Source organism: Streptomyces sp. NPDC005402 (assembly GCF_040606575.1).
Classification (GTDB): Bacteria; Actinomycetota; Actinomycetes; order Streptomycetales; family Streptomycetaceae; genus Streptomyces.
Map to the genome: position 1 here is coordinate 1 of NZ_JBEXFB010000020.1, position 23,242 is coordinate 23,242.

Annotated in this window: 18 protein-coding genes and 1 tRNA gene; 12 read left to right on the top strand and 7 right to left on the bottom strand. The window is 70.3% G+C overall.

All coding sequences use genetic code 11. From position 1 onward, the window contains the following. Positions 1 to 121: 121 nt before the first annotated feature. The 3 genes from ABZT02_RS32200 to sucC form a co-directional block, all read right to left on the bottom strand. Entirely contained in the window at positions 122 to 1,678 is a 1,557-nt protein-coding gene (locus ABZT02_RS32200) for an aldehyde dehydrogenase family protein (protein WP_356023755.1), read from the bottom strand. Between the two features lie 95 nt (positions 1,679 to 1,773). Continuing rightward, positions 1,774 to 2,673: a succinate--CoA ligase subunit alpha gene (gene sucD, locus ABZT02_RS32205; protein ID WP_356023757.1), complete on the bottom strand. Its 900-nt coding sequence runs from the start codon at positions 2,671 to 2,673 to the stop codon at positions 1,774 to 1,776. An 11-nt stretch (positions 2,674 to 2,684) separates the two neighbouring features. Then, the gene (gene sucC, locus ABZT02_RS32210) at positions 2,685 to 3,815 is read right to left on the bottom strand and encodes an ADP-forming succinate--CoA ligase subunit beta (RefSeq protein ID WP_356023759.1); all 1,131 of its coding nucleotides are present in this window, start codon (positions 3,813 to 3,815) and stop codon (positions 2,685 to 2,687) included. A 221-nt stretch (positions 3,816 to 4,036) separates the two neighbouring features. On the opposite strand from sucC, the gene frc (ABZT02_RS32215) reads away from it, so the two are divergent. Both frc (ABZT02_RS32215) and ABZT02_RS32220 read left to right on the top strand, forming a co-directional pair. Then, on the top strand, positions 4,037 to 5,230 hold the full coding sequence (gene frc / locus ABZT02_RS32215) for a formyl-CoA transferase (RefSeq protein WP_356023761.1): 1,194 nt from the start codon (positions 4,037 to 4,039) through the stop codon (positions 5,228 to 5,230). A gap of 29 nt (positions 5,231 to 5,259) precedes the next feature. Continuing rightward, positions 5,260 to 5,781, top strand: a complete 522-nt coding sequence (locus ABZT02_RS32220; RefSeq protein WP_356023763.1) for a carbonic anhydrase — start codon at positions 5,260 to 5,262, stop codon at positions 5,779 to 5,781. 40 nt (positions 5,782 to 5,821) lie between these two features. On the opposite strand, the gene ABZT02_RS32225 is transcribed toward ABZT02_RS32220, so the two are convergent. After that, positions 5,822 to 6,514, bottom strand: a complete 693-nt coding sequence (locus ABZT02_RS32225) for a GntR family transcriptional regulator (RefSeq protein ID WP_356023765.1) — start codon at positions 6,512 to 6,514, stop codon at positions 5,822 to 5,824. Positions 6,515 to 6,733: 219 nt separating this feature from the next. Here ABZT02_RS32225 and ABZT02_RS32230 point away from each other — a divergent pair, with 219 nt between their 5' ends. After that, positions 6,734 to 7,600 (top strand): acyl-CoA dehydrogenase family protein, encoded by an 867-nt coding sequence (locus ABZT02_RS32230; protein WP_356023767.1) that lies wholly within the window; start codon positions 6,734 to 6,736, stop codon positions 7,598 to 7,600. Positions 7,601 to 7,618: 18 nt separating this feature from the next. On the opposite strand, the gene ABZT02_RS32235 is transcribed toward ABZT02_RS32230, so the two are convergent. Continuing rightward, a complete protein-coding gene (locus ABZT02_RS32235) occupies positions 7,619 to 8,308 on the bottom strand; it encodes a GntR family transcriptional regulator (protein WP_356023769.1) in 690 nt (229 codons plus the stop codon). A gap of 264 nt (positions 8,309 to 8,572) precedes the next feature. On the opposite strand from ABZT02_RS32235, the gene ABZT02_RS32240 reads away from it, so the two are divergent. The 5 genes from ABZT02_RS32240 (at position 8,573) to ABZT02_RS32260 (ending at position 14,726) form a co-directional block, all read left to right on the top strand. Continuing rightward, positions 8,573 to 9,073: a formate dehydrogenase subunit gamma gene (locus tag ABZT02_RS32240; protein ID WP_356023771.1), complete on the top strand. Its 501-nt coding sequence runs from the start codon at positions 8,573 to 8,575 to the stop codon at positions 9,071 to 9,073. Next, entirely contained in the window at positions 9,070 to 10,683 is a 1,614-nt protein-coding gene (locus ABZT02_RS32245; protein WP_356023773.1) for an NADH-quinone oxidoreductase subunit NuoF, read from the top strand. Before ABZT02_RS32240 ends, ABZT02_RS32245 begins: the two co-directional genes overlap by 4 nt. Beyond that, positions 10,680 to 13,496, top strand: a complete 2,817-nt coding sequence (gene fdhF, locus ABZT02_RS32250) for a formate dehydrogenase subunit alpha (RefSeq protein WP_356023775.1) — start codon at positions 10,680 to 10,682, stop codon at positions 13,494 to 13,496. Before ABZT02_RS32245 ends, fdhF begins: the two co-directional genes overlap by 4 nt. 1 nt (position 13,497) lies before the next feature. After that, positions 13,498 to 13,710, top strand: coding sequence for a formate dehydrogenase subunit delta (locus tag ABZT02_RS32255; protein ID WP_356023776.1), 213 nt, complete (start codon positions 13,498 to 13,500; stop codon positions 13,708 to 13,710). Between the two features lie 62 nt (positions 13,711 to 13,772). Then, positions 13,773 to 14,726 carry a LysR family transcriptional regulator gene (locus ABZT02_RS32260; RefSeq protein WP_356023777.1) on the top strand — a complete coding sequence of 318 codons (954 nt, stop codon included), beginning with the start codon at positions 13,773 to 13,775 and terminating at the stop codon, positions 14,724 to 14,726. Between the two features lie 952 nt (positions 14,727 to 15,678). Here ABZT02_RS32260 and ABZT02_RS32265 read toward each other — a convergent pair. Further along, positions 15,679 to 17,262 carry a FadD7 family fatty acid--CoA ligase gene (locus ABZT02_RS32265; RefSeq protein ID WP_356023778.1) on the bottom strand — a complete coding sequence of 528 codons (1,584 nt, stop codon included), beginning with the start codon at positions 17,260 to 17,262 and terminating at the stop codon, positions 15,679 to 15,681. Positions 17,263 to 17,516: 254 nt separating this feature from the next. Between ABZT02_RS32265 and oxc the strand changes: the two genes are divergently transcribed. After that, a complete protein-coding gene (gene oxc, locus ABZT02_RS32270; protein ID WP_356023780.1) occupies positions 17,517 to 19,265 on the top strand; it encodes an oxalyl-CoA decarboxylase in 1,749 nt (582 codons plus the stop codon). Positions 19,266 to 19,303: 38 nt separating this feature from the next. After that, on the top strand, positions 19,304 to 20,560 hold the full coding sequence (gene frc / locus ABZT02_RS32275; protein ID WP_356023782.1) for a formyl-CoA transferase: 1,257 nt from the start codon (positions 19,304 to 19,306) through the stop codon (positions 20,558 to 20,560). Positions 20,561 to 20,626: 66 nt separating this feature from the next. Here the strand turns inward: frc (ABZT02_RS32275) and ABZT02_RS32280 are convergent, their stop codons facing one another. Then, on the bottom strand, positions 20,627 to 21,055 hold the full coding sequence (locus ABZT02_RS32280; protein WP_356023784.1) for a PAS domain S-box protein: 429 nt from the start codon (positions 21,053 to 21,055) through the stop codon (positions 20,627 to 20,629). A gap of 197 nt (positions 21,056 to 21,252) precedes the next feature. On the opposite strand from ABZT02_RS32280, the gene ABZT02_RS32285 reads away from it, so the two are divergent. Both ABZT02_RS32285 and ABZT02_RS32290 read left to right on the top strand, forming a co-directional pair. After that, a tRNA-Leu gene (locus tag ABZT02_RS32285) sits at positions 21,253 to 21,337 on the top strand. Between the two features lie 675 nt (positions 21,338 to 22,012). Continuing rightward, positions 22,013 to 23,116: a serine hydrolase domain-containing protein gene (locus ABZT02_RS32290; RefSeq protein ID WP_356023786.1), complete on the top strand. Its 1,104-nt coding sequence runs from the start codon at positions 22,013 to 22,015 to the stop codon at positions 23,114 to 23,116. Positions 23,117 to 23,242 lie beyond the last annotated feature (126 nt).

Sequence of the window (23,242 nt, forward strand, 5' to 3'; positions counted from 1 at the left end):
AAAACACCACACCGGCGGGTTTTTCTCTCGGTTCTCCTCCCCCCCCCCCCAACTCGCCCGTGGGGGGGGGGGGGGGGGGGCGCCCCCCCCCCCCCCCGGGGGCCCCCCCCCCGGACTCGCCTCACGGCATCAGCTGGTACTCGGGGAAGTTGCCGGGCAGCCGCTCGCCGGTCGGGCCCCGGGTGACGGCGCGCACCAGCAGCTCGCCGCCGACGAAGGCGCCGCTCCAGGAGGCGCCGAACCCGCCGAACAGCTCGTCCCGGTCGCCGCGGGAACGCGGCTTGCCGTGACCGACCTTGAAGGCGCGGATCTGCGGGGCGAGCCGGTCGAAGGTGGCCCGGTCGTCGGTGGACAGGGTGGCGACCAGCGCGCCGTTGGAGGCGTTCATCGCGGCCAGCAGTTCCGCCTCCGTGTCGACCAGGACGATGGTGTCGACCGGGCCGAAGGGTTCCGCGTGGTGCAGGGGTGAGGAGGGGGGCGGGTTCAGGAGCGTGACCGGCTGGACGTAGGCCGAGGTGTCCTGGCCGGGCAGGAAGCGGGCGTCCGCCTCGCTGCCGCGGTGGACGGGGACGGCTCCGCGGTTGATCGCCTCGGCGACCTGGTCGCGCAGTTCCTTCGCCTTGGCCGCGTTGATCACCGGGCCGAAGTCCAGTGCCGGGTAGGGGTCGTCGGGGTGCTCGACGGCGAGCGGGTGGCCGAGGCGCAGGGTGCGCACCGCGGGGAGGTAGGCCGCCAGGAACTCGTCGAACAGCTCACGCTGGACGACGAACCGCGGGTAGGCGGTGCAGCGCTGCTTGCCGTAGTCGAAGAGCTTGGGAATGACGGCGGTGAGCGCGTCCCAGTCGGTGTGGTTCCAGATGCCCCAGGTGTTGAGTCCCTCCTGCTCGAGTACGTGGCGCTTGCCGAGGTCGGCGACGGCCGTGGCGACGGCGGCGCCGGTGTCGCGGCCGCCGACGAAGGAGACGCAGCCGATCTCGGGCGCCCGCACCAGTGCCTCGGACAGCTCTCGGCCGCTGCCGCTGACGAGGGTGACGGGGATTCCCTCACGGGCGGCGAGCGCGCAGGCCAGGGTCAGACAGGCGACGCCGCCGTCGGTGGGGGTCTTGGCGATGACCGCGTTGCCCGCCAGTGCCTGCACCAGCATGGCGTGAACGAGCACGCTCATCGGGTAGTTCCAGCTGGCGATGTTGGACACCGGTCCGTCCAGCGGGGCGCGGCCCTCGACCATCGGCTCGATGCCGTCGACGTACCAGCGCACGCCGTCGATGGCCCGGTCGACGTCCGCCTGCGCGAGCCGCCAGGGCTTGCCGATCTCCCACACGAGCAGGAGGGCGAGGAGTTCGCGGTGCTGGGTGAGGGCGTCGAGGGTGGCCGCGACGCGGGCTCGGCGCTCTTGGAGCCGTATGTGCCGCCAGGCGCGGTGCTGGTCGAGGGAGGCGCGGACGGCCTGGTGGGCGGCTTCCCGGTCCAGGCGCGGCGGGCCGGCGATCGGGCTGCCGTCGACGGGGCTGGTGGCGGGCAGCGCCCGGCCGTCGGCCTGCCAGGCGGAGGCCCAGAGGTTGAGGACGCGGTCGTCCCGGAAGGCCTCGGGGGCGACGGTGAGGCAGCGCTGCCAGGCGTCGTTCCAGGAGGTACCGGACTTCACCACGAGGTGGGTGGAGTTGAGGGTGGTTGTCATGCGATGTCTCCGCTCTCGGTGCACAGTCGGGGGCGGGGTACGGGGGAACGCGGCGGGGCCGGAGGGGTCTCCGTCCGCCGCTGGGTGGTTCCGGGTCAGGCCTGAGGGGCCTCGCGGACCGTGTCCAGCAGGGCGAGCACGTGGCGGGCCGTCTCGGTGGGGGTGTTCCCGACCTTGACGCCGACCGCCTCCAGCGCCGCCTTCTTCACCTGCGCCGTGCCCGCCGAACCGGACACGATGGCGCCCGCGTGGCCCATGGTCCGGCCCTCGGGCGCGGTGAATCCGGCGATGTAGCCCACGACGGGCTTGGTGACGTGCTCACGGATGTACGCGGCCGCCCGTTCCTCGGCGTCGCCGCCGATCTCCCCGATGAGAACGATCAGTTCGGTGTCGGGGTCGTCCTGGAAGGCGGCCAGGCAGTCGATGTGGGTGGTGCCGACGACGGGGTCTCCGCCGATGCCGACACAGGTGGAGAAGCCGATGTCACGCAGCTCGTGCATGAGTTGGTAGGTGAGCGTGCCCGACTTGGACACCAGACCGACCCGGCCGGACCTGGTGATGTCCGCCGGGATGATGCCGGCGTTGGACTGGCCGGGTGTGATGAGGCCGGGGCAGTTGGGGCCGACGATCCGGGTCCCCTTCCTCTTCGCGTACGAGGTGAAGGTGACGGAGTCGTGGACGGGGATGCCCTCGGTGATGACGACGGCCAGTTGGACTCCCGCGTCCGCGGCCTCGACAACTGCCGCCTTGGCGAAGGCGGGTGGCACGAAGACGACGGTGACGTCGGCTCCGGTCGCCCGTATGGCGTCGGCGACCGACCCGAAGACGGGTACGGCCCGGCCGTTGAAGTCGACGCTCCGGCCGGCCTTGCGCGGGTTGACGCCGCCGACCACGTTGGTGCCGGCGGCGAGCATGCGCCGGGTGTGTTTCATGCCCTCGCCGCCGGTCATGCCCTGGACGAGGACCCTGGACTCCTTGGTCAGGAAGATGGCCATGTCCCGCTCCTTCAGCTGGTGTCGGCGAGTTCGGCGGCACGGCGGGCGGCACCGTCCATGGTGGTGGCCTGCTGGACCAGGGGGTGGGCGCGCCGGTCGAGGACGGCCCGGCCGCGAGCGGCGTTGTTGCCGTCAAGGCGCACGACGAGCGGCTTGGTGAGCCGGACCTCGTCCAGGGCCTTGACGATGCCGTCGGCAACCGCGTCGCAGGCGGTGATGCCGCCGAAGACGTTGACGAACACGGACTTCACGGCCGGGTCCGACAGGATGACCGTCAGCCCGTCGGCCATGACCTGGGCCGAGGCACCGCCGCCGATGTCGAGGAAGTTGGCGGGACGGGCTCCGCAGCCGGCGACCGCGTCGAGGGTCGACATGACCAGGCCGGCGCCGTTGCCGATGATGCCGACCTCACCGTCGAGCTTGACGTAGTCGAGGCCCTTCGCGGCGGCGGCCGCCTCCAGCGGATCGCCGTACGCGATGCTCTCGGCGCCCCAACGGTGCTGCCGGAAGCGGGCGTTGTCGTCGAGGGTGACCTTGCCGTCGAGGGCGAGCATGTGCCCCTGCCGGGTGCGGACGAGCGGGTTGACCTCGACGAGGACCGCGTCCCGGCGAACCAGGACCTCCCACAGTCGTACGAGAACGTCGACGGTCTGCGGTGGCAGCCCGGCGGCCTCGGCTATCTCGCCCGCCTTCGCCGAGGTGACACCCTCGGCGGGGTCTATGTGGATACGGGCGACCGCCTCCGGGCGGACCGCGGCGACCTCCTCTATGTCCATGCCGCCCTCCGCCGAGGCGATGGCGAGGAAACGGCCCGCGGCCCGGTCGAGAACGTAGGCGACGTAGAACTCGCTCTCGATGTCCACCGGTTGGGCCAGCATGACCCTGTCGACCGGGTGTCCCTTGATGTCCATGCCGAGGATCCGGCGTGCCGTCTTCTCGGCCCCGGCCGGGTCGGCGGCGAGCCGCACCCCGCCCGCCTTGCCGCGGCCACCGGTCTTGACCTGCGCCTTGACGACGACGCTGCCGCCGAGCCTGCGGGCGATCGCACGGGCCTCCTGGGGCGAGTCGGTGACCTCCGCCCTCGGCACCGGGATTCCGTGTTCCTCGAAGAGGGCCCGGGCCTGATGCTCGTACAGGTCCATGATGAGGCTCCCGTCTGAAAGTGATGCACGACTGAAAAGTGCTGCACGCCCCCTGGACATCACCCACCGGATGCGGGATAACAATCTTCATACAGTATTCGTCGACTGTATGCAATGTGCCGAACAAGGGGTCAGGACCGGCGCACCAGGACGCTCAAGGCAACGGACAAGTGAGGTGGCTTGTGTCGAGTACGGCTCTTGAGGGTGTGCGGGTGTTGGACATGACGCATGTGCAGTCGGGTCCGTCGGCGACGCAGTTGCTGGCGTGGCTGGGGGCGGATGTGGTGAAGGTGGAGGCGCCGGGCGGGGACGTCACGCGCGGGCAGCTGCGGGATGTCCCGGGCGCGGACTCGCTGTATTTCACGATGCTCAACTGCAACAAGCGCAGCATCACCTTGAACACCAAGACGGACCGGGGGCGGGAGATCCTGACCGCGTTGATCCGGGGTGCGGATGTGCTGGTGGAGAACTTCGCGCCGGGCGCGGTCGATCGTATGGGGTTCACGTGGGAACGGATCCGGGAGATCAACCCGCGGATCGTGTACGCCTCGATCAAAGGGTTCGGGGAGGGCCCGTACACGGGCTTCAAGGCGTACGAGGTGGTCGCGCAGGCGATGGGCGGCTCGATGGCCACGACCGGGTTCGAGGACGGGCCGCCGATGGCGACCGGTGCGCAGATCGGTGATTCGGGTACCGGGATCCATGCGGTGGCCGGGATCCTGGCCGCGTTGTTGCAGCGGGAGCGGAGCGGGCGCGGGCAGCGGGTGAACGTGGCGATGCAGCACGCGGTCCTGAACCTGTGCCGGGTCAAACTCCGCGACCAGCAGCGCCTGGCGCGCGGGCCGCTGGCCGAGTACCCCAACGAGAACTTCACCGACGAGGTGCCGCGTTCCGGGAACGCGTCGGGGGGCGGGCAGCCCGGCTGGGCCGTCAGGTGCGCGCCGGGCGGTCCCAACGACTACGTGTACGTCATCGTCCAGCCCGTCGGCTGGAAACCCCTGGCCGCTCTGATCGGCCGTCCCGAACTCGCCGAGGACCCCGAGTGGGCCACAGCCCAGGCCCGGCTGCCGAAGCTGGCGAAGATGTTCCAGCTGATCGAGGAATGGACCGCGGCCCTGCCCAAATGGCAGGTCCTGGAACAGCTCAACGCGCACAACATCCCCTGTGGGCCGATCCTGTCCCCGAAAGAGATCATCGAGGACGCTTCTCTCGCCGCGAACGACATGATCGTCGAGGTCGAGCACCCGCAGCGCGGCACGTTCACCACGGTCGGCAACCCCCTCAAACTCTCCGACTCACCCACCACCATCACCACCCCACCCCTCCTCGGCCAACACAACGAAGAGATCTTCGTTCATGAACTCGGGCTGTCCCGCGCCGAGTTGCCGCAGCTCAAGGAGCAGGGCGTCATCTGACGGACTCGACCGGAGTGAGGTAGTCCCCCATGTCGACTTCAGTACCGCGAACCGCGACGGTCACCGACCGGCTCGTGGAAGCCAACCGCGCCTACGCCGCAGGGTTCACCGACCCCGGCATGGGCGCCCGCCCCGTCCTGCGTGTCGCCGTCGTGGCCTGCATGGACGCCCGACTCGACCTGCACGCCGCGCTCGGCCTGGAACTCGGTGACTGCCACACCATCCGCAACGCAGGAGGTGTGGTCACCGACGACACGATCCGTTCCCTGACGATCAGTCAGCGAGCGCTCGGCACCAGCAGCGTGGCGCTCATCCACCACACCGGCTGCGGTCTGCAGACCCTGACCGAGGACTTCCGGCACGAACTGGAGCTGGAGGTCGGCCAGCGCCCCGCCTGGGCGGTGGAGGCCTTCCGTGACGTCGACCAGGACGTACGGCAGTCCATGCAGCGGGTGCGCACCTCGCCGTTCCTCCCGCACACCGACGATGTGCGGGGGTTCGTCTTCGACGTGACGACGGGGCTGCTGCGGGAGATCGCTCCGAACCCCTGAGCCGACTGGCCCGCCGGGGGGAATGGTGGTCGGGCCGGGGTCAGTCGCCCCGGCCGGCCACCGCGGCGATCTGCCGGCAGTAGAAGTCGGTGGTGCTGCGGGTGTGTCGGCGCATGAGCTCCTCGGCGCGGTCCGGGGCGCCCTCGCCGATGGCCTCGATGATCCTCGCGTGCTCGTTCCAGGCGTCCTTGCCGCGGGGCTTGGCGATGGGCATGTAGTACCAGCGCACCCGCCGGTCGACCTGGGGGATGAGTTCGGCGAGGACCGCGTTGCGGGAGAGCAGGGTGATGTGGTTGTGGAGGGCGGCGTTCGCCTCCACGATGGCCCGGGCGTCCCCTGCCGCCAGGGCGGCCAGGCCCGTTTGCTGGAGCTCCCACAAACGGGCGACGTCGCGCGGAGTGGCGTGCTGGGCGGCGCCGCGCGCGGAATGGGTCTCCAAGAGGGCCCGCACGGTGAGGAGTTGGGTGCACTCCTCGGTGGTGGGGGAGTGGACGAAGGCCCCCTGGGACGGGCGCAGATCGACCCAGCCGGCGGTCTGGAGCCGCTGCAGCGCCTCACGGATCGGCTGCCGGCTCACCCCGAGACTTTCGGCCAGCTCGGCCTCGACCAGGTGCTGACCGGGTGTGAGCGAGCCATTGATGATCAGTTCGGTGAGGGCCTCGTAGACCGCCTGGCGCAACGGGGTGGGCCTGCTGATCGGGCCGCGGGCTGTCACGGTGGGTGTGTCGGGCATGGGCCCTGTCTCCCTCGTTCGACTGGTGGGTCGAGCCGTCTGTCGATCGCCATGTCTCGCGCGGCGCCACGTCTCGTACGGTGCCACGTCTCGTACGGTGCCGAGGACTTTCGGGAATCGCCCGGCTGGACCCCTGGCGCGTTCACCTTCACATGCAGAATACTGTATGCAATCATTGTTCGGCAGTGGAACATCAGCCACGCCCGAGGGGGCCGCCCCGTGTCGTACCGCACCGCTCTCTCCGAAGTCCTGACCGGCGTCGTCGGACCCGTCGCCGAAGCGACGGCCGTCCAGGGCCGGTTCCCTCGCGGCGCCGTGACGGCCCTCGGCCGCGCGGGACTCCTGGGACTCACCGCCTCCACCGCATTCGGCGGCGGGGGACGGGGGTTGCCCGAAGCCGTCGACGTGGTCGCGCGGAGCGCGCGGGTCTGCCCGGCGACGGCGGCCGTGCTCCAGTCCCACTACACGGCTGTCGCCGTCATCGAGGCGTACGGCGGCCCCTGGCTGCGCGCCGAGATCGCCGCCGGACGCCACCTCGCCAGTCTCGCGCTCGCCGAGTCGGAGTCGGACTCGGAGTCGGATGCGGAGTCGACGTCGGAGGCCGGGGGTGACGGGCCGGCGGCGGAGACCCAACTCCTCGTGCCGCGCTCCACGGCCACCCGTTCCGGTGAGGTGGTGGCCCTGCGGGCCCGCAAGCGGCGGGTCGTCGCGGCAGGGGAGGCCGACCTCTACGTCTGGTCCTCCCGGCCCCTCACCGCCCCCGACGGGCTGACGCTCTGGGCGGTCCCGGCGCACGCCCCCGACCTGTTCGTCCCCGCGCGGCCCGGCACCGCCGGCCCCCGTGGCAGCGCGACGTCCACGGTGTTCGCCGACCCGGTACTGGTGCCCGCGGAGGCGATGCTCGGCGCGGACGGCGGCGGACTCGACGTCTTGCTGCGCACGGTCCTGCCGTGGCTGCTCGAACTGCGAGCCGCCGCCGAGACCCGCCGCCCACCGGTCCTCGACTCCGTCCTCGATCCTGTCCTCGACCCGGCCCTCGGCCTCGGGGGTCCCCGCCGTCCCGCCGGCTCCCTCGCCGCGTCCTGAACCGTGCCGGGGAAGACGTCAGTCCTGGTTCGCCCTGGCCGCGATCTGCCTGCGGTAGAAGTCGGTCGTACGTTCGGTGTGCTTGCGCATGACCTCGCCGGCCTGCTCCGCGTCGCCCTTGGCGATGGCCCTGATGAGCTGGGTGTGCTCGTTCCAGGCCTCCTTGCCGCGTGGCTTGGCGATGGGCGTGTAGTACCAGCGGACCTTCTGGCCCACCTGGGCGATCAGTTCGGCCAGTACGGCGTTGTCGGCGACGGTGGTGATGAAGTCGTGCAGCGCGGTGTTGGCGGAGACCAGTCGCTCGACGTCGCCCTCGGCGAGCGCGGCGATGCCTTCCAGCTGGAGCTCGTCGAGATGTGTGATGTCCTCGGGCTTCGCGTTCTTGGCGGCGAGCTGGGCCGAATACGTCTCCAAAACCGACCGGACGCCGAGGAGTTGGGCGGCCTCCTCCTCGGTCGGGGAGTGGACGAAGGCCCCCTGGGCGGGCCGCAGATCCACCCAGCCGGCGGTCTGGAGCCGCTGGAGTGCCTCGCGCACCGGCTGACGGCTGACCCCCAGGTGTTCGGCGAGCTCGGCCTCGACCAGGTGCTGGCCGGGCTTGAGGGAGCCGTTGACGATCAGCTCGGTCAGGGCGTCGTACACGGCCTGACGCAGCGGCGCCGGGCGGGTGACGCGCCGGGACGCAGCGGCCGTGAGTGCCTCGCGCATGGTTGTCCCGTTCTGCCGCCGGTGTGGCCGGGCGGCGGCTTTGCCGGTGGGGCCGTCCGAAGGGTTGCCGACGGCCGCGTCAGCATACAGGTTTTGGTATGCAACATGGCGGGCGGCAAGGGCCGGTCACCGCCACAATCGGCCCTGGTCCGCCACCTGATCCCGGCGTGCGGCGTCTCCTCTCTCCCGTGCGGCGGGGTTGTGTATACAGAAGTCTGTATGGAGTATTGTCTGCGTCTCCTGCACCCCTCGCCGGAGACCCGCGTGACGGAAGGCGAAGCGATCATGACGACCAGCGGGAGTGACGTGACGGTCGAGAGCGTGGTCCGGAGGGTGGTGGCCCGTCACCGGGGCGAGCGAGGTGCGCTGCTGCCCGTACTGCACGCCGTCCAGGCCGAGTTGGGCCATGTGCCGCAGGAGGCCGTGCCGGTGCTCGCCGAGGAGCTCAACCTCTCCCGGGCGGACGTCCACGGAGTGGTGACCTTCTACCACGACTTCCGCCGCGAGCCCGCGGGCCGCACCACCGTCCGCATCTGCCGCGCCGAGGCCTGCCAGGCCCTGGGCGCCGACCAACTGGTCAGCTACGCCCGCGAGTCGGGATGTTCTCTGGGGGAGACGACGGCGGACGGCTCGGTCACCGTCGAGCAGGTCTTCTGCCTCGGCAACTGCGCGCTCGGGCCCTCCGTCGAGGCGAACGGACGGCTGTACGGACGAGTCGGCCCGGCCCGGCTGGGCTCGATCCTCGACGGGACGGTCTCCTCATGAACAACCCCTCGCACTCCACGGCCACCGTCTACGTCCCCCGCGACTCCGCCGCCAGGTCCGTCGGCGCCGACGAGGTCGCGCAGGCCCTCCAACAGGCCGCAGATCGCGGCGACTTGGCCCTGGACGTCGTACGCAATGGTTCGCGCGGCATGCTGTGGCTGGAGCCCCTGGTCGAGGTGGTGACCCCCCAAGGACGCGTCGGCTACGGCCCGGTGACCCCGGAAGACATCGAAAGCCTCCTGGGCGCGGGCATGCTCGACGGCGCGGACCATCCGCTGCGGCTCGGCCTCGTCGACGAACTGCCCTGGCTGTCAAGCCAGAACCGCGTCACCTTCGCCCGCGTCGGCGTGACCGACCCCCTGTCGACCGAGGACTACGTGGCGTACGGCGGCCTCGCGGGACTGCGCACCGCGCTGGAGCTCGCCCCCGTGGACGTGGTCGCCGAGGTCACCGCGTCCGGACTGCGCGGCCGCGGCGGCGCCGGATTCCCGGCCGGTATCAAGTGGAAGACCGTCCTCGACTGCGCCGACGAGCTGAAGTTCGTCTGCTGCAACGCCGACGAGGGCGACAGCGGGACCTTCGCCGACCGCATGGTCATGGAGGGCGACCCCTTCATGCTCATCGAGGGCATGACGATCGCCGCACACGCGGTCGGAGCGAGCGAGGGCTACCTGTACATCCGCTCGGAATACCCGGACGCGGTGGCCACGATGCGCCGGGCGATCGGGATCGCGCACGAGCACGGCTGGCTCGGCCGGAACATCCTCGGCTCCGCACTCGACTTCGACCTGCACGTCCGCGTCGGCGCCGGCGCGTACATCTGCGGCGAGGAGACCTCCATGCTGGAGAGCCTGGAGGGCAAGCGCGGCATGGTCCGCGCGAAACCGCCGATCCCGGCGATCGAGGGGCTGTTCGGCAGACCTACCGTGGTCAACAACGTCCTCACTCTCGCCACCGTGCCCGTGGTCATGGCCGAGGGCGCGAAGGCGTACGAGCAACTCGGCGTCGAACGCTCCCGCGGCACCCAGGTCTTCCAGCTCGGCGGCAACATCGCCCAAGGCGGCATCGTCGAGACCGCCTTCGGCATCACCCTGCGCGAGCTCATCGAGGAGTACGGCGGCGGAACCCACTCCGGACGTCCCGTGCGCACCGCGCAGGTCGGCGGTCCGCTGGGGGCGTACCTGCCGGAGTCGATGTTCGACCTGCCGATGGACTACGAGGCGTTCGCGGCCGCCGGAGCGATGGTCGGCCACGGTGGTGTGGTCGTCTTCGACGACAGCGTCGACATGGCCGCACAGGCTCGCTTCGCGATGGAGTTCTGCGCCGAGGAGTCCTGCGGCAAGTGCACACCGTGCCGGGTCGGCGCGGTGCGCGGCGTCGAGGTGATCGACAAGATCGTCGCCGGCACCCACCGGGACGAGAACCTCGCCCTGCTCGAAGACCTCTGCGACCTGATGACCGAGGGCTCGCTGTGCGCGATGGGCGGGCTCACCCCGCTGCCCGTCCGCAGCGCCCTCACCCACTTCCCCGACGACTTCCTCGGCGGCCGTCGACTCCTGGACATCCAACCCGTACAGGCGACTGGCCCGAAGACGGAGGGCACGGCATGACACTCCTCAAGGAACCAGACTTCGGAACACCCGAGAGGCCAGGACCGGCGACGGTGTCCGTGGAGGTGGACGGTATACCGGTGACCGTCCCCGAGGGCACCTCGGTGATGCGCGCCGCCGCGCAGGCCGGCCTGGACATACCCAAACTCTGCGCTACCGACAGCCTGGAGGCGTTCGGCTCCTGCCGGCTGTGCGTGGTGGAGATCGACGGCCGCCGCGGCACCCCCGCGTCCTGCACCACCCCGTGCGCCGACGGGATGAAGGTGCGCACCCAGACCCCGAAGGTGGAGAAACTCCGCCAGGGCGTCATGGAGCTCTACATCTCCGACCACCCCCTCGACTGCCTCACCTGCCCGGCCAACGGCGACTGCGAACTCCAGGACATGGCAGGCGTGGTGGGGCTCAGGCAGGTCCGATACGGCTACGAGGGGGAGAACCATCTCGACGCCGAGAAGGACACCTCCAACCCCTACTTCGACTTCGACCCCGCCAAGTGCATCGCCTGCTCCCGCTGCGTCCGCGCCTGCGGCGAGGTCCAGGGCACGTTCGCGCTCACCATCGAGGGGCGCGGCTTCGACTCCAAGGTCTCGGCGGGCGCGGGGGAGACCTTCATGGACTCCGAGTGCGTCTCCTGCGGGGCCTGCGTCCAGGCCTGCCCGACGTCCACGCTCCAGGAGCGCTCGGTCGTCGAACTGGGCATGCCCACAAGGTCAGTTGTGACCACCTGCGCGTACTGCGGGGTCGGCTGCTCCTTCAAGGCCGAGCTCCGCGGCGACGAACTCGTGCGCATGGTGCCGTACAAGGACGGCGGGGCCAACGAGGGCCACTCCTGTGTGAAGGGCCGCTTCGCGTTCGGCTACGCCACCCACCCCGACCGACAACTCAAGCCCATGGTCCGAGAGAAGATCACCGACCCCTGGCGCGAGGTCGACTGGGACGAGGCGATCGGCACGGTCGCCCGCCGGATGCGCGAACTCCAGGACCGCTACGGAACGAGCTCCGTCGGCGCCATCACCTCCTCGCGCTGCACCAACGAAGAGGTCTACGTCGTACAGAAGATGGTGCGCGCCGCCTTCGGCAACAACAACGTCGACACCTGCGCCCGCGTCTGCCACTCCCCGACGGGATACGGACTCAAGCAGACCTTCGGCGAGTCCGCCGGCACCCAGGACTTCCGCTCGGTTGCCGAGGCCGACGTCATCATGGTGATCGGCGCCAACCCCACGGACGGGCACCCCGTGTTCGCCTCCCGGATGAAGCGACGCCTGCGCGAGGGCGCGAAGTTGATCGTCGTGGACCCGCGCCGCATCGACCTGGTGCGCTCCCCGCACATCGAGGCGCAGCACCACCTCCAGCTCAGGCCCAGCACCAACGTCGCCGTCGTCAACGCCATGGCGCACGTCGTCGTCACCGAGGGCCTGGTCGACCAGTCCTTCGTGGACCAGCGGTGCGAAGGCTTCGACGAGTGGGCCGAGTTCATCGCCCGCCCGGAGAACAGCCCGGAGTCCGTCGAGGAGATCACCGGTGTCCCGGCCGCCGAACTCCGCGCGGCCGCACGGCTGTACGCCGAAGCCCCCAACGGAGCCATCTACTACGGCCTCGGCGTCACCGAGCACAGCCAGGGCTCGACCATGGTCATGGGAATGGCCAACCTGGCGATGGCGTGCGGCAACATCGGCCGCGACGGCGTCGGCGTGAACCCGCTGCGCGGCCAGAACAACGTGCAGGGCTCCTGCGACATGGGTTCCTTCCCGCATGAACTTCCCGGCTACCGGCACGTCTCCGACGACGCCGTCCGTACCGTCTTCGAGAACCTCTGGGGCGGAATTCTCCTCGCCGAACCGGGACTTCGCATACCCAACATGTTCGACGCGGCCATCGACGGCACGTTCCGCGGCCTGTTCGTGCACGGTGAGGACATCGCCCAGTCGGACCCCAACCTCAAGCACGTCACGGCTGCCCTCGAAGCGATGGAACTGGTCGTCGTCCAGGACCTGTTCCTCAACGAGACGGCCAAGTTCGCGCACGTCTTCCTGCCCGGAGCGTCCTTCCTGGAGAAGGACGGCACCTTCACCAACGCCGAGCGCCGCATCAACCGGGTGCGCGGGGTGATGAAGCCGAAGACGGGCAAGCACGAGTGGCAGATCGTCAGCGAGATCGCCACCGCCATGGGTTACGAGATGTCGTACGACCATCCCGGCCAGATCATGGACGAGATCGCCTCGGTCACCCCGACGTTCACCGGGGTCTCCTTCGACCTCATCGACAAGCTCGGCAGTGTCCAGTGGCCGTGCAACGAGGAGGCACCCGAGGGCACGCCCGTCATGCACGTGGACGAATTCGTGCGCGGCAAGGGCAAGTTCGTCGTCACCTCCTATGTGCCGACCAACGAACGCAGCACCCGGCGCTTCCCGCTGGTCCTCACCACGGGCCGCATCCTCAGCCAGTACAACGTCGGCGCCCAGACCCGCCGTACCGGCAACATCGCCTGGCACCCCGAGGACGTGCTGGAGCTGCACCCGCACGACGCCGAGGACCGCGGCATCAACCACGGCGACTTGGTCACCCTGGCCAGCCGCGTCGGGCAGACCACCCTGCGCGCGGAGATCTCCGACCGCATGCCGACCGGGGTCGTGTACACCACGTTCCACCACCCCGTCACCGGCGCCAACGTGGTGACCACGGAGAACTCCGACTGGGCGACCAACTGCCCCGAGTACAAGGTGACCGCCGTACAGGTCGCGCTCGCCCGCCCGGACCGGCCGAGTGCGACCGAAGCCGCCGGGAACGACCTCGTGACGGTGGTGGACTGACATGACAGCGACCGTGCCGGCGGAGTGCAGGATGGCCAACGACATCGCCAGGAACCTCGGCCATCTGCCGGGGGCGGAGGCCGCCGAGGCCGTCGCGGGGCACATCGACAGGTTCTGGGATCCGCGCATGCGCACTCGCCTCCACGAGTTCGTCGACGCCGGAATGGAGGGTCTTGACCCGCTGGTGGTGGCCGCGGTGAAGCTCCTGCGCTGACCCGTACGGTCTCCTCCCTGTACATCACTCCACACTGCATACAGTATGGAGCCAGTGATCCCATGGGCAGGGAGGAGCCGCTCATGCTGTTCCGGCAGCTCGAATACTTCGTGGCAGTGGCGAGGGAACGGCACTTCGCCCGGGCGGCGGAATCCTGCTACGTCTCCCAGCCCGCGCTCTCGGCGGCGATCGCCAAGCTGGAGCGCGAGCTGAACGTCACGCTGATCAACCGCGGCCACAACTACCAGGGCCTCACCCCCGAGGGCGAGCGGCTCGTGGTGTGGGCCAAGCGGATCCTCGCCGAACAGGACGCCTTCAAGGCCGAGGTGGCCGCCGTGCAGTCCGGCATCACCGGCACCCTCCGCCTCGGCACCGACCCCACCGCGTCCACGACCCTCGCCCTTCCCGTGGCCGCGTTCTGCGCGGCGCACCCGCTGGCCAAGGTCCAGGTCCGCTCCCGGCTGTCCACGAAGGAACTCCACCGCCAGCTGCGCGACTACGAACTCGACGTGGCGATCGCCCACTTCGACCCGGACGACCAGGAGGGCCTCCAGGTCGTCCCCCTTTACCAGGAGAGATACATGCTGCTGGTCTCCGACGAACACCTGGTGGCCCAGTCCGCCACCGTGTCCTGGGCGGACGCGGCCCAGTTGCCGCTCGCGCTGCTGACGCCGGACATGCGGATCCGTCAGATCGTCGACACCGTGTTCGCGGAGAAGGGGTACGTGGTCACCCCGCAGGTCGAGACGGACTCGATCGCCTCCCTCTACGCGCACGTGGGCGGGGGCGGCTGGGCGAGCATCGTGCCGCACACCTGGTTGCGGGCCATGCCGGTGGTCGGCCGGACCCGAGCGCTGCCGCTGGTCGACCCCGAGGCCGGCGCCCAGGTCTCGGTGGCCATCCACGCGGCGACCCCCGGCTCGGTCGCCGCGCGCGCCTTCGTCAACGCCGCGACGGGCCTGTCCCTGGACGACTTCTTCGCCCGCCCGCTCCCGACGGGACACGGCGTGCGCTGACCCTGTCGGCGCCTGCCGCGAGGGCGCGGGCATGACCGGGCCCTCAAAGTCGGGCGCTGAGCGACTTCCTGGGCGGGCTCCTGCGGCACGAGCACTCTTGTGTTGAGCATGTCGGGGGCTGGCCTTTTGGCTGGGCCCCTGCGGCGAGCACCTTTGTGGTGCGCCTGTCGGCGGCTGTTGTGAGGGTGGGCGTGGTGCTGGGCCTGCGTGGTTTCCCGTCGGCGGCCCCTGTCGGTCTACCGCAACACGGGACGGCTTGGCTTCCGGGTCGGGCTCCTGCGGCACGAGAACCGCGTGCTTGGCCTGTCGGCCGCTGTTGTGAGGGCGGGCATGGTGCTGGGCTTGTGTCGTCTTCCCGTCGGGCCGCCCCGGTCGGTCTACCGCAACACGGGACGGCTTGGCTGCCTGGGCGGGCTCCTGCGGCACGAGAACCGAGTGCTGCGTCTGTCGGGGGCTGTTGTGTGTGTGGGGGGGCAGGCGTGGTGGCGGGCTTGTGTCGGCTTGCCCTCGGGCTGGCCTGGTGGGTCTACCGCAACGGCCAGACGGGCCGGGCCCCTGCCGCGCGAGCACCGAGGTGCTGAGCCGCCGCGGACCCCCCGTGAGGGCGCGTACCGGGCTCTTACCGTCTTCCGGCCGCCCGCTCCTGGGTGACTTCCTCGCAGGCCCACTCGTACCAGCCGCCTAGCGCGCTGAGCCTGCCGGCAGCTGCCGGGCGGGCGTGTACCGAGCCCGGACCGTCTTCCGGTTGGGCCGACCGCCTTGCCGGGCTCCACCCGCACGTGCACCGAGTGCGCTGAACCCGCGCACGCCCGCGCACAGGTCTCGTCGCGACGCACGCCGAGCCCGTATCGCCTTCCGCCGGACGTCCCTGGCGGTCCACCCCGGCGCGGCGGCCGGCCTGCCGCTGGACTCCCCCCGGCCCCTCCCGCAGAGCACCGCGCCCCAGCCCTCGTCAGGGTGCGTACCGTGCCTGGACCGCCTTCCGGTCCAGGCCCCCTTTCGCGGTGTACGGCAGCGCGGTGACCAGTTCGAGCCGGTCCGGTACCTCGTACGCGGCCAGCCGGTCACGGCAGTACCGCAGGATCTCCTCGCGCCCGGCGCCGTCCGTCTCGCGTACCACCACGGCGGCACCTACCCGTTGCCCGTACACCGCGTCGGGCACCGCGAACACGGCCGCGTCCGCGACCCCCGGGCACCCGGCGAGGATGTCCTCGACATGCTCGGGCGAGATCTTCTCCCCGCCCCGGTTGATGAGGTTCTTGATCCGTCCGGTCAGCGACAGGTATCCGTCCTCGTCCAGCGCGCCCAGATCACCGGTGCGCAGCCACCCGTCGACGAAGGTCCGCGCCGACTCGTCCCCGTCGGCCAAGTAACCCCGGGCGACCGTGGGCCCCTGCACCCACACCTCGCCCTCCACGCCCGGTGGACAGGAGCGCCCGCCATGGTCCACGACCCGCACCTCGACCCCGGTGGGCCGGCCGACCGACCCCTGCCGGAGCGCTCCCCGCTGCGGCAGCGGCTCGCTGGTCGCCTGGTGCGAGGACTCGGTCATCCCGTACGCGGACAGCAGCGGCGCGCCGAACGTGCGCTCCAGCGCCCGCTGGGTCGCCGTGTTGAGGGGTGCGCTGCAACTGCGGACGAACTTCAGCGGCGGCGCCTTCTGGCCCGGATACTCCCGCTCCGACCGGTCCAGAAGGATCTCGTGGATGGCCGGTACCGCCGTGAACCACGTGGCGCCCACGGACCGCATGTCGTCCCAGAACGTGCCCGCCGAGAACCGCCCCTGCTCCGGCAGCAACACGCACCCCCCGCTCGCCAGGGAGGACAACAGCGCCGCGAACAGCCCGTGGCCGTGGAAGAACGGCATCACCGCGACCGTCGCGTCAGCGGGGCCCAACTCGTAGGTGGCGCAGATGTTCTCAAGAGTGGCGGCCACATTGGCGTGGGTCAGCGGGACCATCTTCGCCCGGTCGGTGGTGCCGGCGGTGAACAGCACGAGCGCGTCACGGTCCGACAACTCACCTGCCGCACCGGCACCTTGGGGGAGCTCGCCTGCTCCGGGTTCGAGCACGACCGCCGCTGTTTCTGCCGTCGAGACGTCCACACGCAGCGGCCACGCGGGCACCGGAAGCGTCATGCCGTCGGACACCGACGGACCGAGGAGGGCGGCCCGTGCCCCCAACGCCGCGAGCCGTATGGAGAGTTGGTGCGAAGGAAGTGCGGGATCCAGTGGGGCCGCGACCAGTCCGGCCCGCGCCGCGCCGAGCAGGCCGACCACGAACTCCGCCGTGTTGGCACAGATCAGCCCGACCGCGTCGCCACGGCCCAGCCCCGCGCCGGCGAGCCGGGCGGCCACCTCGTCGGCCAGGGTCGCCAGGGTCCGGTACGACAGCTGCACCCGCTCACCGGTCACCACCAGGGCACGGTCGTACGGGCGTTCACTCACCTGCCGGTCGAGCAGATCGACGAGTCCCGTGACCCGCGCAGGCCGGTACCGGTTCGCGTCACGCACGGATGCCGCGGCCGGAACGGCCATGACCCCACCCCCTCGCACAGGTCCGATGAAACATCCTCTGCGAGCGTGCGGTGGCACCCGGTGGACGTCCAATACCCGCTGGCGAACGGCCGATAGCAGCTGTCTATCAAGGGAGTTGCCAGGCCTCTGACCAGCCCTCGATAGACACCGTTTATCGGCTGGTCGCCGATGGGTCTTGGACGCGGACGAGCGTGCTGCGGATGGTGAGAGCAGTAGCCGCTCCGGCAGGACCTGCCCAAGGAGGACCTCGGACCATGACCGCCCCCTCGACACTGGAGACCGCGGCAGCAGCCGACGTTCCGACCGAGCTCACCGACGGGTACCACCTGGTCGTCGACGCACTGAGGATGAACGACGTCGACACCATCTACGGGGTGGTCGGCATCCCGATCACCGACCTGGCGCGTCTCGCCCAGGCGCAGGGCATCCGCTACATCGGCTTCCGCCACGAGAGCAACGCCGGACACGCGGCCGCCATCGCCGGCTACCTCAACAAGAAGCCCGGCGTGGCCCTCACGGTCTCGGCCCCGGGCTTCCTCAACGGCCTGGTCGCGCTGGCGAACGCGACCACCAACTGCTTCCCCATGGTCCAGATCTCCGGCTCCAGCGAGCGTCACCTCGTCGACCTCAAGCAGGGCGACTACGAGGAGATGGACCAGCTTGCCGCCGCGCAGCCGTTCGTGAAGGCCGCGTACCGGGTCAGCAGGGTGGAGGACATCGGCCGCGGTATCGCCCGCGCCCTGCGCACCGCGATCTCCGGGCGTCCCGGCGGTGTCTATCTCGACATCCCCGCCGCGGTGCTCGGCGCCATCCTGCCCAAGGCGGAGGGCGACCGGACACTGAGCCGCCTGGTCGACCCCGCCCCCCGCCAGTTCCCGGCACCGGAGGCCGTGGACCGGGCGATCGAGCTCCTCGCCTCCGCCGAGCGCCCGCTGGTGGTGCTGGGCAAGGGGGCCGCGTACGCCCAGGCGGACGCGAAGGTACGGCAGTTCATCGAGTCGACCGGCATCCCCTACGTACCGATGTCGATGGCGAAGGGCCTGCTGCCCGACGACCACCCGCAGTCCGCCGCCACCGCCCGTTCCCTGGCGCTGAAGAAGGCCGACGTGGTGATGCTGATCGGCGCGCGCCTCAACTGGCTCCTCGGCCACGGTCAGACGGGGTGGAACCCCGACGCCAAGTTCGTCCAGATCGACATCGACCCCAAGGAGATGGACAGCAACCAGCCGATCTCCGCACCCCTCGTCGGTGACATCGAGTCGGTGCTCGACGCACTCGCCGAACGCACCAAGCCCGGCCAGATCACGGCCCCTTCGGCCTGGCGCGAGGAACTCGGCGCGCGCTCGGCGCAGAACGTCGCCAAGATGGCCAAGCGGCTGGAGGCCGACCCGCACCCCATGCAGTTCATGGGCGCTCTGAAGGCCGTACGCGACGTCGTGCACGCGCACCCGGAGACGTACATCGTCAACGAGGGCGCCAACGCCCTGGACATCGCGCGCAACGTCATCGACATGCACGTGCCGCGCCACCGCCTCGACAGCGGTACCTGGGGCGTCATGGGCATCGGTATGGGCTACGCCATCGCCGCCGCCGTCGAGAGCGGCGCCCCGGTCGTGGCCGTCGAGGGCGACAGCGCCTTCGGGTTCAGCGGCATCGAGATCGAGACGATCTGCCGCTACAAGCTGCCCGTCGTCACCGTGATCATGAACAACGGCGGGGTCTACCGCGGCGATGACACCAACCCGTACGACGACGCCCCCTCGCCCACGACCCTCATGTCGGCGGCCCGCCACGACCTGCTGATCGAGGCGTTCGGCGGCAAGGGCTACCGGGCCACCACACCCGCAGAAGTGACCGCCGCGCTCACCGAGGCCCTCGCCTCCGGCGGCCCGGCGCTCATCGACTGCGTGATCGACCCCTCGGCCGGCACCGAGAGCGGCCACATCTCGCACCTGAACCCCAAGGGCATCACCGTCGGCAACATCACGCCGGCGAAGAAGTGACCGTCCAGACCACATCACTTCACGAAAAGGAAGCACACATGAGTGAAAAGCCGCTCGCCGGAATCAAGGTGATCGACTTCACCGGGGTCCAGGCCGGTCCCGCCTGCACGCAGATGCTCGCCTGGTTCGGCGCCGACGTGCTGAAGGTGGAGCGCCCCAACGGCGGCGATGTGACGCGCCGTCAGCTCAGGGACATCGAGGACCTGGACGCGCTCTACTTCACGATGCTCAACAGCAACAAGCGCTCCCTCGCCATCAACACCAAGACCGCCGAGGGCAAGGAGGTCCTGGAGAAGCTCATCAAGGACGCCGACGTCCTGGTGGAGAACTTCGCTCCCGGCGCCCTGGACCGCATGGGCTTCACCTGGGAGCGCATCCAGGAGCTCAACCCGCGCCTGATCTTCGGCTCGGTGAAGGGCTTCAACGACCAGTCGTCCTGGAACGACCTCAAGGTCTACGAGAACGTCGCCCAGTGCGCGGGCGGCGCCGCCTCCACCACCGGCTTCTGGGACGGTCCGCCCACCATCTCCGGCGCCGCCATCGGCGACACCAACACCGGGATGCACCTGGCGATCGGCATCCTCACCGCGATCATCGACCGCGGCAGGACCGGCCGGGGCCAGAAGGTCTCCGTCTCCATGCAGGACGCCGTGCTCAACCTGTGCCGCGTCAAGCTGCGCGACCAGCAGCGCCTGGAGCGGGTCGGCCACCTGGAGGAGTACCCGCAGTACCCGAACGGAGAGTTCACCGACGTGGTGCCGCGCGGCGGCAACGCGGGCGGCGGCGGCCAGCCCGGCTGGGTGCTCAAGTGCAAGGGCTGGGAGGACGACCCCAACGCGTACATCTACTTCACCGTCCAGGAGCAGAACTGGAAGCGCACCGCCGAGGTGATCGGCCGCCCCGAGTGGGCCGAGGACCCGGAGTACGCCACCGCGCTCGCCCGCCAGTCGCACATCTTCGAGATCTTCGAGGAGATCGAGAAGTGGCTCGCGGACAAGACGAAGTACGAGGCGGTGAACATCCTGCGGGAGTGGGAGGTGCCCTGCGCCCCGGTGATGAGCATGAAGGAGATCGCCTACGACGAGGACCTGCGCAAGAGCGGCACCGTCGTCGAGGTCGAGCAGAAGGGCCGCGGCACCTACCTGACGGTCGGCAGTCCGGTGAAGTTCTCCTCCTTCAAGCCGGAGGTCGTCGGCGCCCCGCTGCTGGGCGAGCACAGCTCCGAGGTCCTGGTGGAGCTGGGTTACGACGAGGAGACCATCGGCCGGCTGAAGGAGAGCGGAGTCATCGTCTGACGCGCAGCCGACGCGAAGCGGCCGTGACCCGGAGGTCACGGCCGCTTCCGCACCGTCCGGAGGGGCTCAGGCGGTCGTCGCCTCGTCCCGGCGCCGCATCAGCTCCCGCTCCCGCTCGCGCCGCGCGGTGACGTCCCGGACGACCGCGCCGCAGTAGGGGCTGCCGTCGGGGCCCGACAGCAGCACCACGCTGAACTCGATGGACAGCTTGCGGCCGTCCGCCGCCAGTGCGGGCACGTTCAGCAGATCCGCGTCCCCGTACTTGCTGGACCCCCGCTCCATGGCCGCGTCGAAGCCCTCCTGGTGCCGCTTGCGGTGCCGCTCGGGAATGATCACGTCCAGGCTTCGACCCGTCACGTCGGCCGCCGCGAACCCGAAGATGCGCTCCGCACCCCGGTTCCAGTAACGGATCAGCCCTTCCCTGTCGGTGATCACTATGCCGTCGGGTGCCTGGTCTGCCATGCCCAGAACCACCGCGGAATCCAGATCTGCCATGTCGCCTCCGAGCCGGGGCCGTTTAGGTGACAACAGTATACAGAATACTGTTGTCACCTACTCCGGGCCGGGAGCCCCCGGAGCTTCCCCGGACCCCCGCAAGGGGGACGGATATGCAGGTGAAAGCACCTCCGAAAGCTTGGTATTGTTGTGCGTGTCGCCCCGGGGAACACCCCCGTCAAGGCGGCAGACACCTGGTCCGGGTGGCGGAATGGCAGACGCGCTAGCTTGAGGTGCTAGTGCCCTTTATCGGGCGTGGGGGTTCAAGTCCCCCCTCGGACACTCACAACTCAGATTCACATCGCACACTCATGTGTCGGCCGTACTTCGGTCGGCACATTTCGTGTTTTCGGCCGCCCGTGCTCCTCGCTCTCCGGAGGGCCGAGCGTCCCCGGGACCGGGCCCGGTGCTGCTGCGGACCGGCGACGCCTGAGATCGCCGCCGCGCAGGACCCCGAACTCGCCCGCAAGCGCGCTCCGACCTGCTCCTGCCGCCGGCACTGCCGGTGACGGTGGGAACCTTCGGTTTCGCCTTCCAGCTCTCCCTGCCCGTGCTCGCGAAGGCGGAGTCCGGGACGAGCCCGGCCTCGTTCGGACTGCTGACCTCCGCGCTCGCGGCCGGCTCGCTCGGCGCCGCGCTCGTCACGACCGCTCGTGTGCGCAGACCGACGGCCGGCGTGGTGATCGGTGCGAGCGTGCTGTTCGGCCTGTGCGAGATCGCCTCGGGCCTGGCGCCGACGTTCGCCCTGACCCTGCGTCGTGATCTTCCAGGGATCGACGCCGCTGGGAGCCCTTCCGCTGGGCCGGCTCGTCGAAGCGGAGGGCGCCAGCTCAGGACTTCTGGCCGGTGGCCTGATCACCCTGGCGGCGTCGGCTCCGGCGCTCATGTGGGTACGGCGGAGCGCTTCCCCCGTATATCGGTTGACCGGCGCGACGGACGACGGGCTCAATACCCTCCATGGCCGACATCCAGGGCACATACGACGATCTGTTCTCCGCGGTACCCAACGGGCTGGCGGCGCTGCTGGACGAAGGGGATGTGGGGGGCTCGGTGGCCGTCTTCGTGGACGGTGAACCGGTGGTGGACGTCTGGGGCGGTTTCGCCGACGCCGACCGGACGGCTCCGTGGGAGCGGGACACGATCACCAACGTCTTCTCCACGACCAAGACGATGACGGCGCTGTGCGCGCTGATCCTGGCCGATCGCGGCGAACTCGACCTGGACGCGCCGGTCGCCCGGTACTGGCCGGAGTTCGCCACCGCCGGCAAGGACAAGGTGCTGGTACGGCACCTGCTCTCGCACACCGCCGGTCTGCCGCACTGGGAGGGCCCGGTCGAGGAGCTCTACGACTGGCCGGCCGCCACCGCCCGCCTCGCCGCCCAGCCGCTTCTCTGGGAGCCCGGCACCGCGGCCGGCTACCACTCGCTCACCCAGGGCTTCCTGGTCGGCGAGGTTCTGCGCAGGATCACCGGCCGCACGATCGGCGCGTTCCTCGCCCGGGAAGTCACCGGCCCCCTCGGCGCCGACTTCCACATCGGACTCCCCGCCGAACACGACCACCGGGTCGCCCGGACCCTCCCGCCGCCCGGCCGGGACGACGACTACACCGCGGGCGCCCCCGGGCCCGACGCGACACCCGCCTCGGGGACCGCGATGCGCGTCAGGGACGCCAACGGCGTCGCGTGGCGGCGCGCCCAGATCCCCGCCGCGAGTGGGTTCGGCAACGCCCGCTCGGTCGCGCTCGTCCAGTCCGCGCTCGCCTGCGGAGGAACCGTCGGGGGTGTCCGGCTGCTGTCGGCGGCGGGAGCCGAGCGCGCCCGCGAGGAGCAGTTCAGCGGCGAGGACCGCGTGATCGGCATGACTCAGCGGTACGGTCTCGGATTCGGCCTCTTCGGGACCTCCTTCGGCTGGGGCGGCTGGGGCGGCTCCCTGGTCGTGATCGATCCCGAGGCCCGCATGGTCGTCGCGTACGCCACCCACCAGATGCGTGAACCCGCCGAGGACACCCGTGGCATGGACCTCGTCATGTCCGCCTACGACGGCCTCCAGGGCCTGCGCTGACCGCGGAAAACCCTGTGCGCCGACCCCGGCCGGCTCCCTATACTCGCCATGACCAGGACGACGAGTGAGGGGAGTACGGCCATGTGCGTGCGCACAGCTGTCGCCGTTCCCCGCACGTCGTACGAC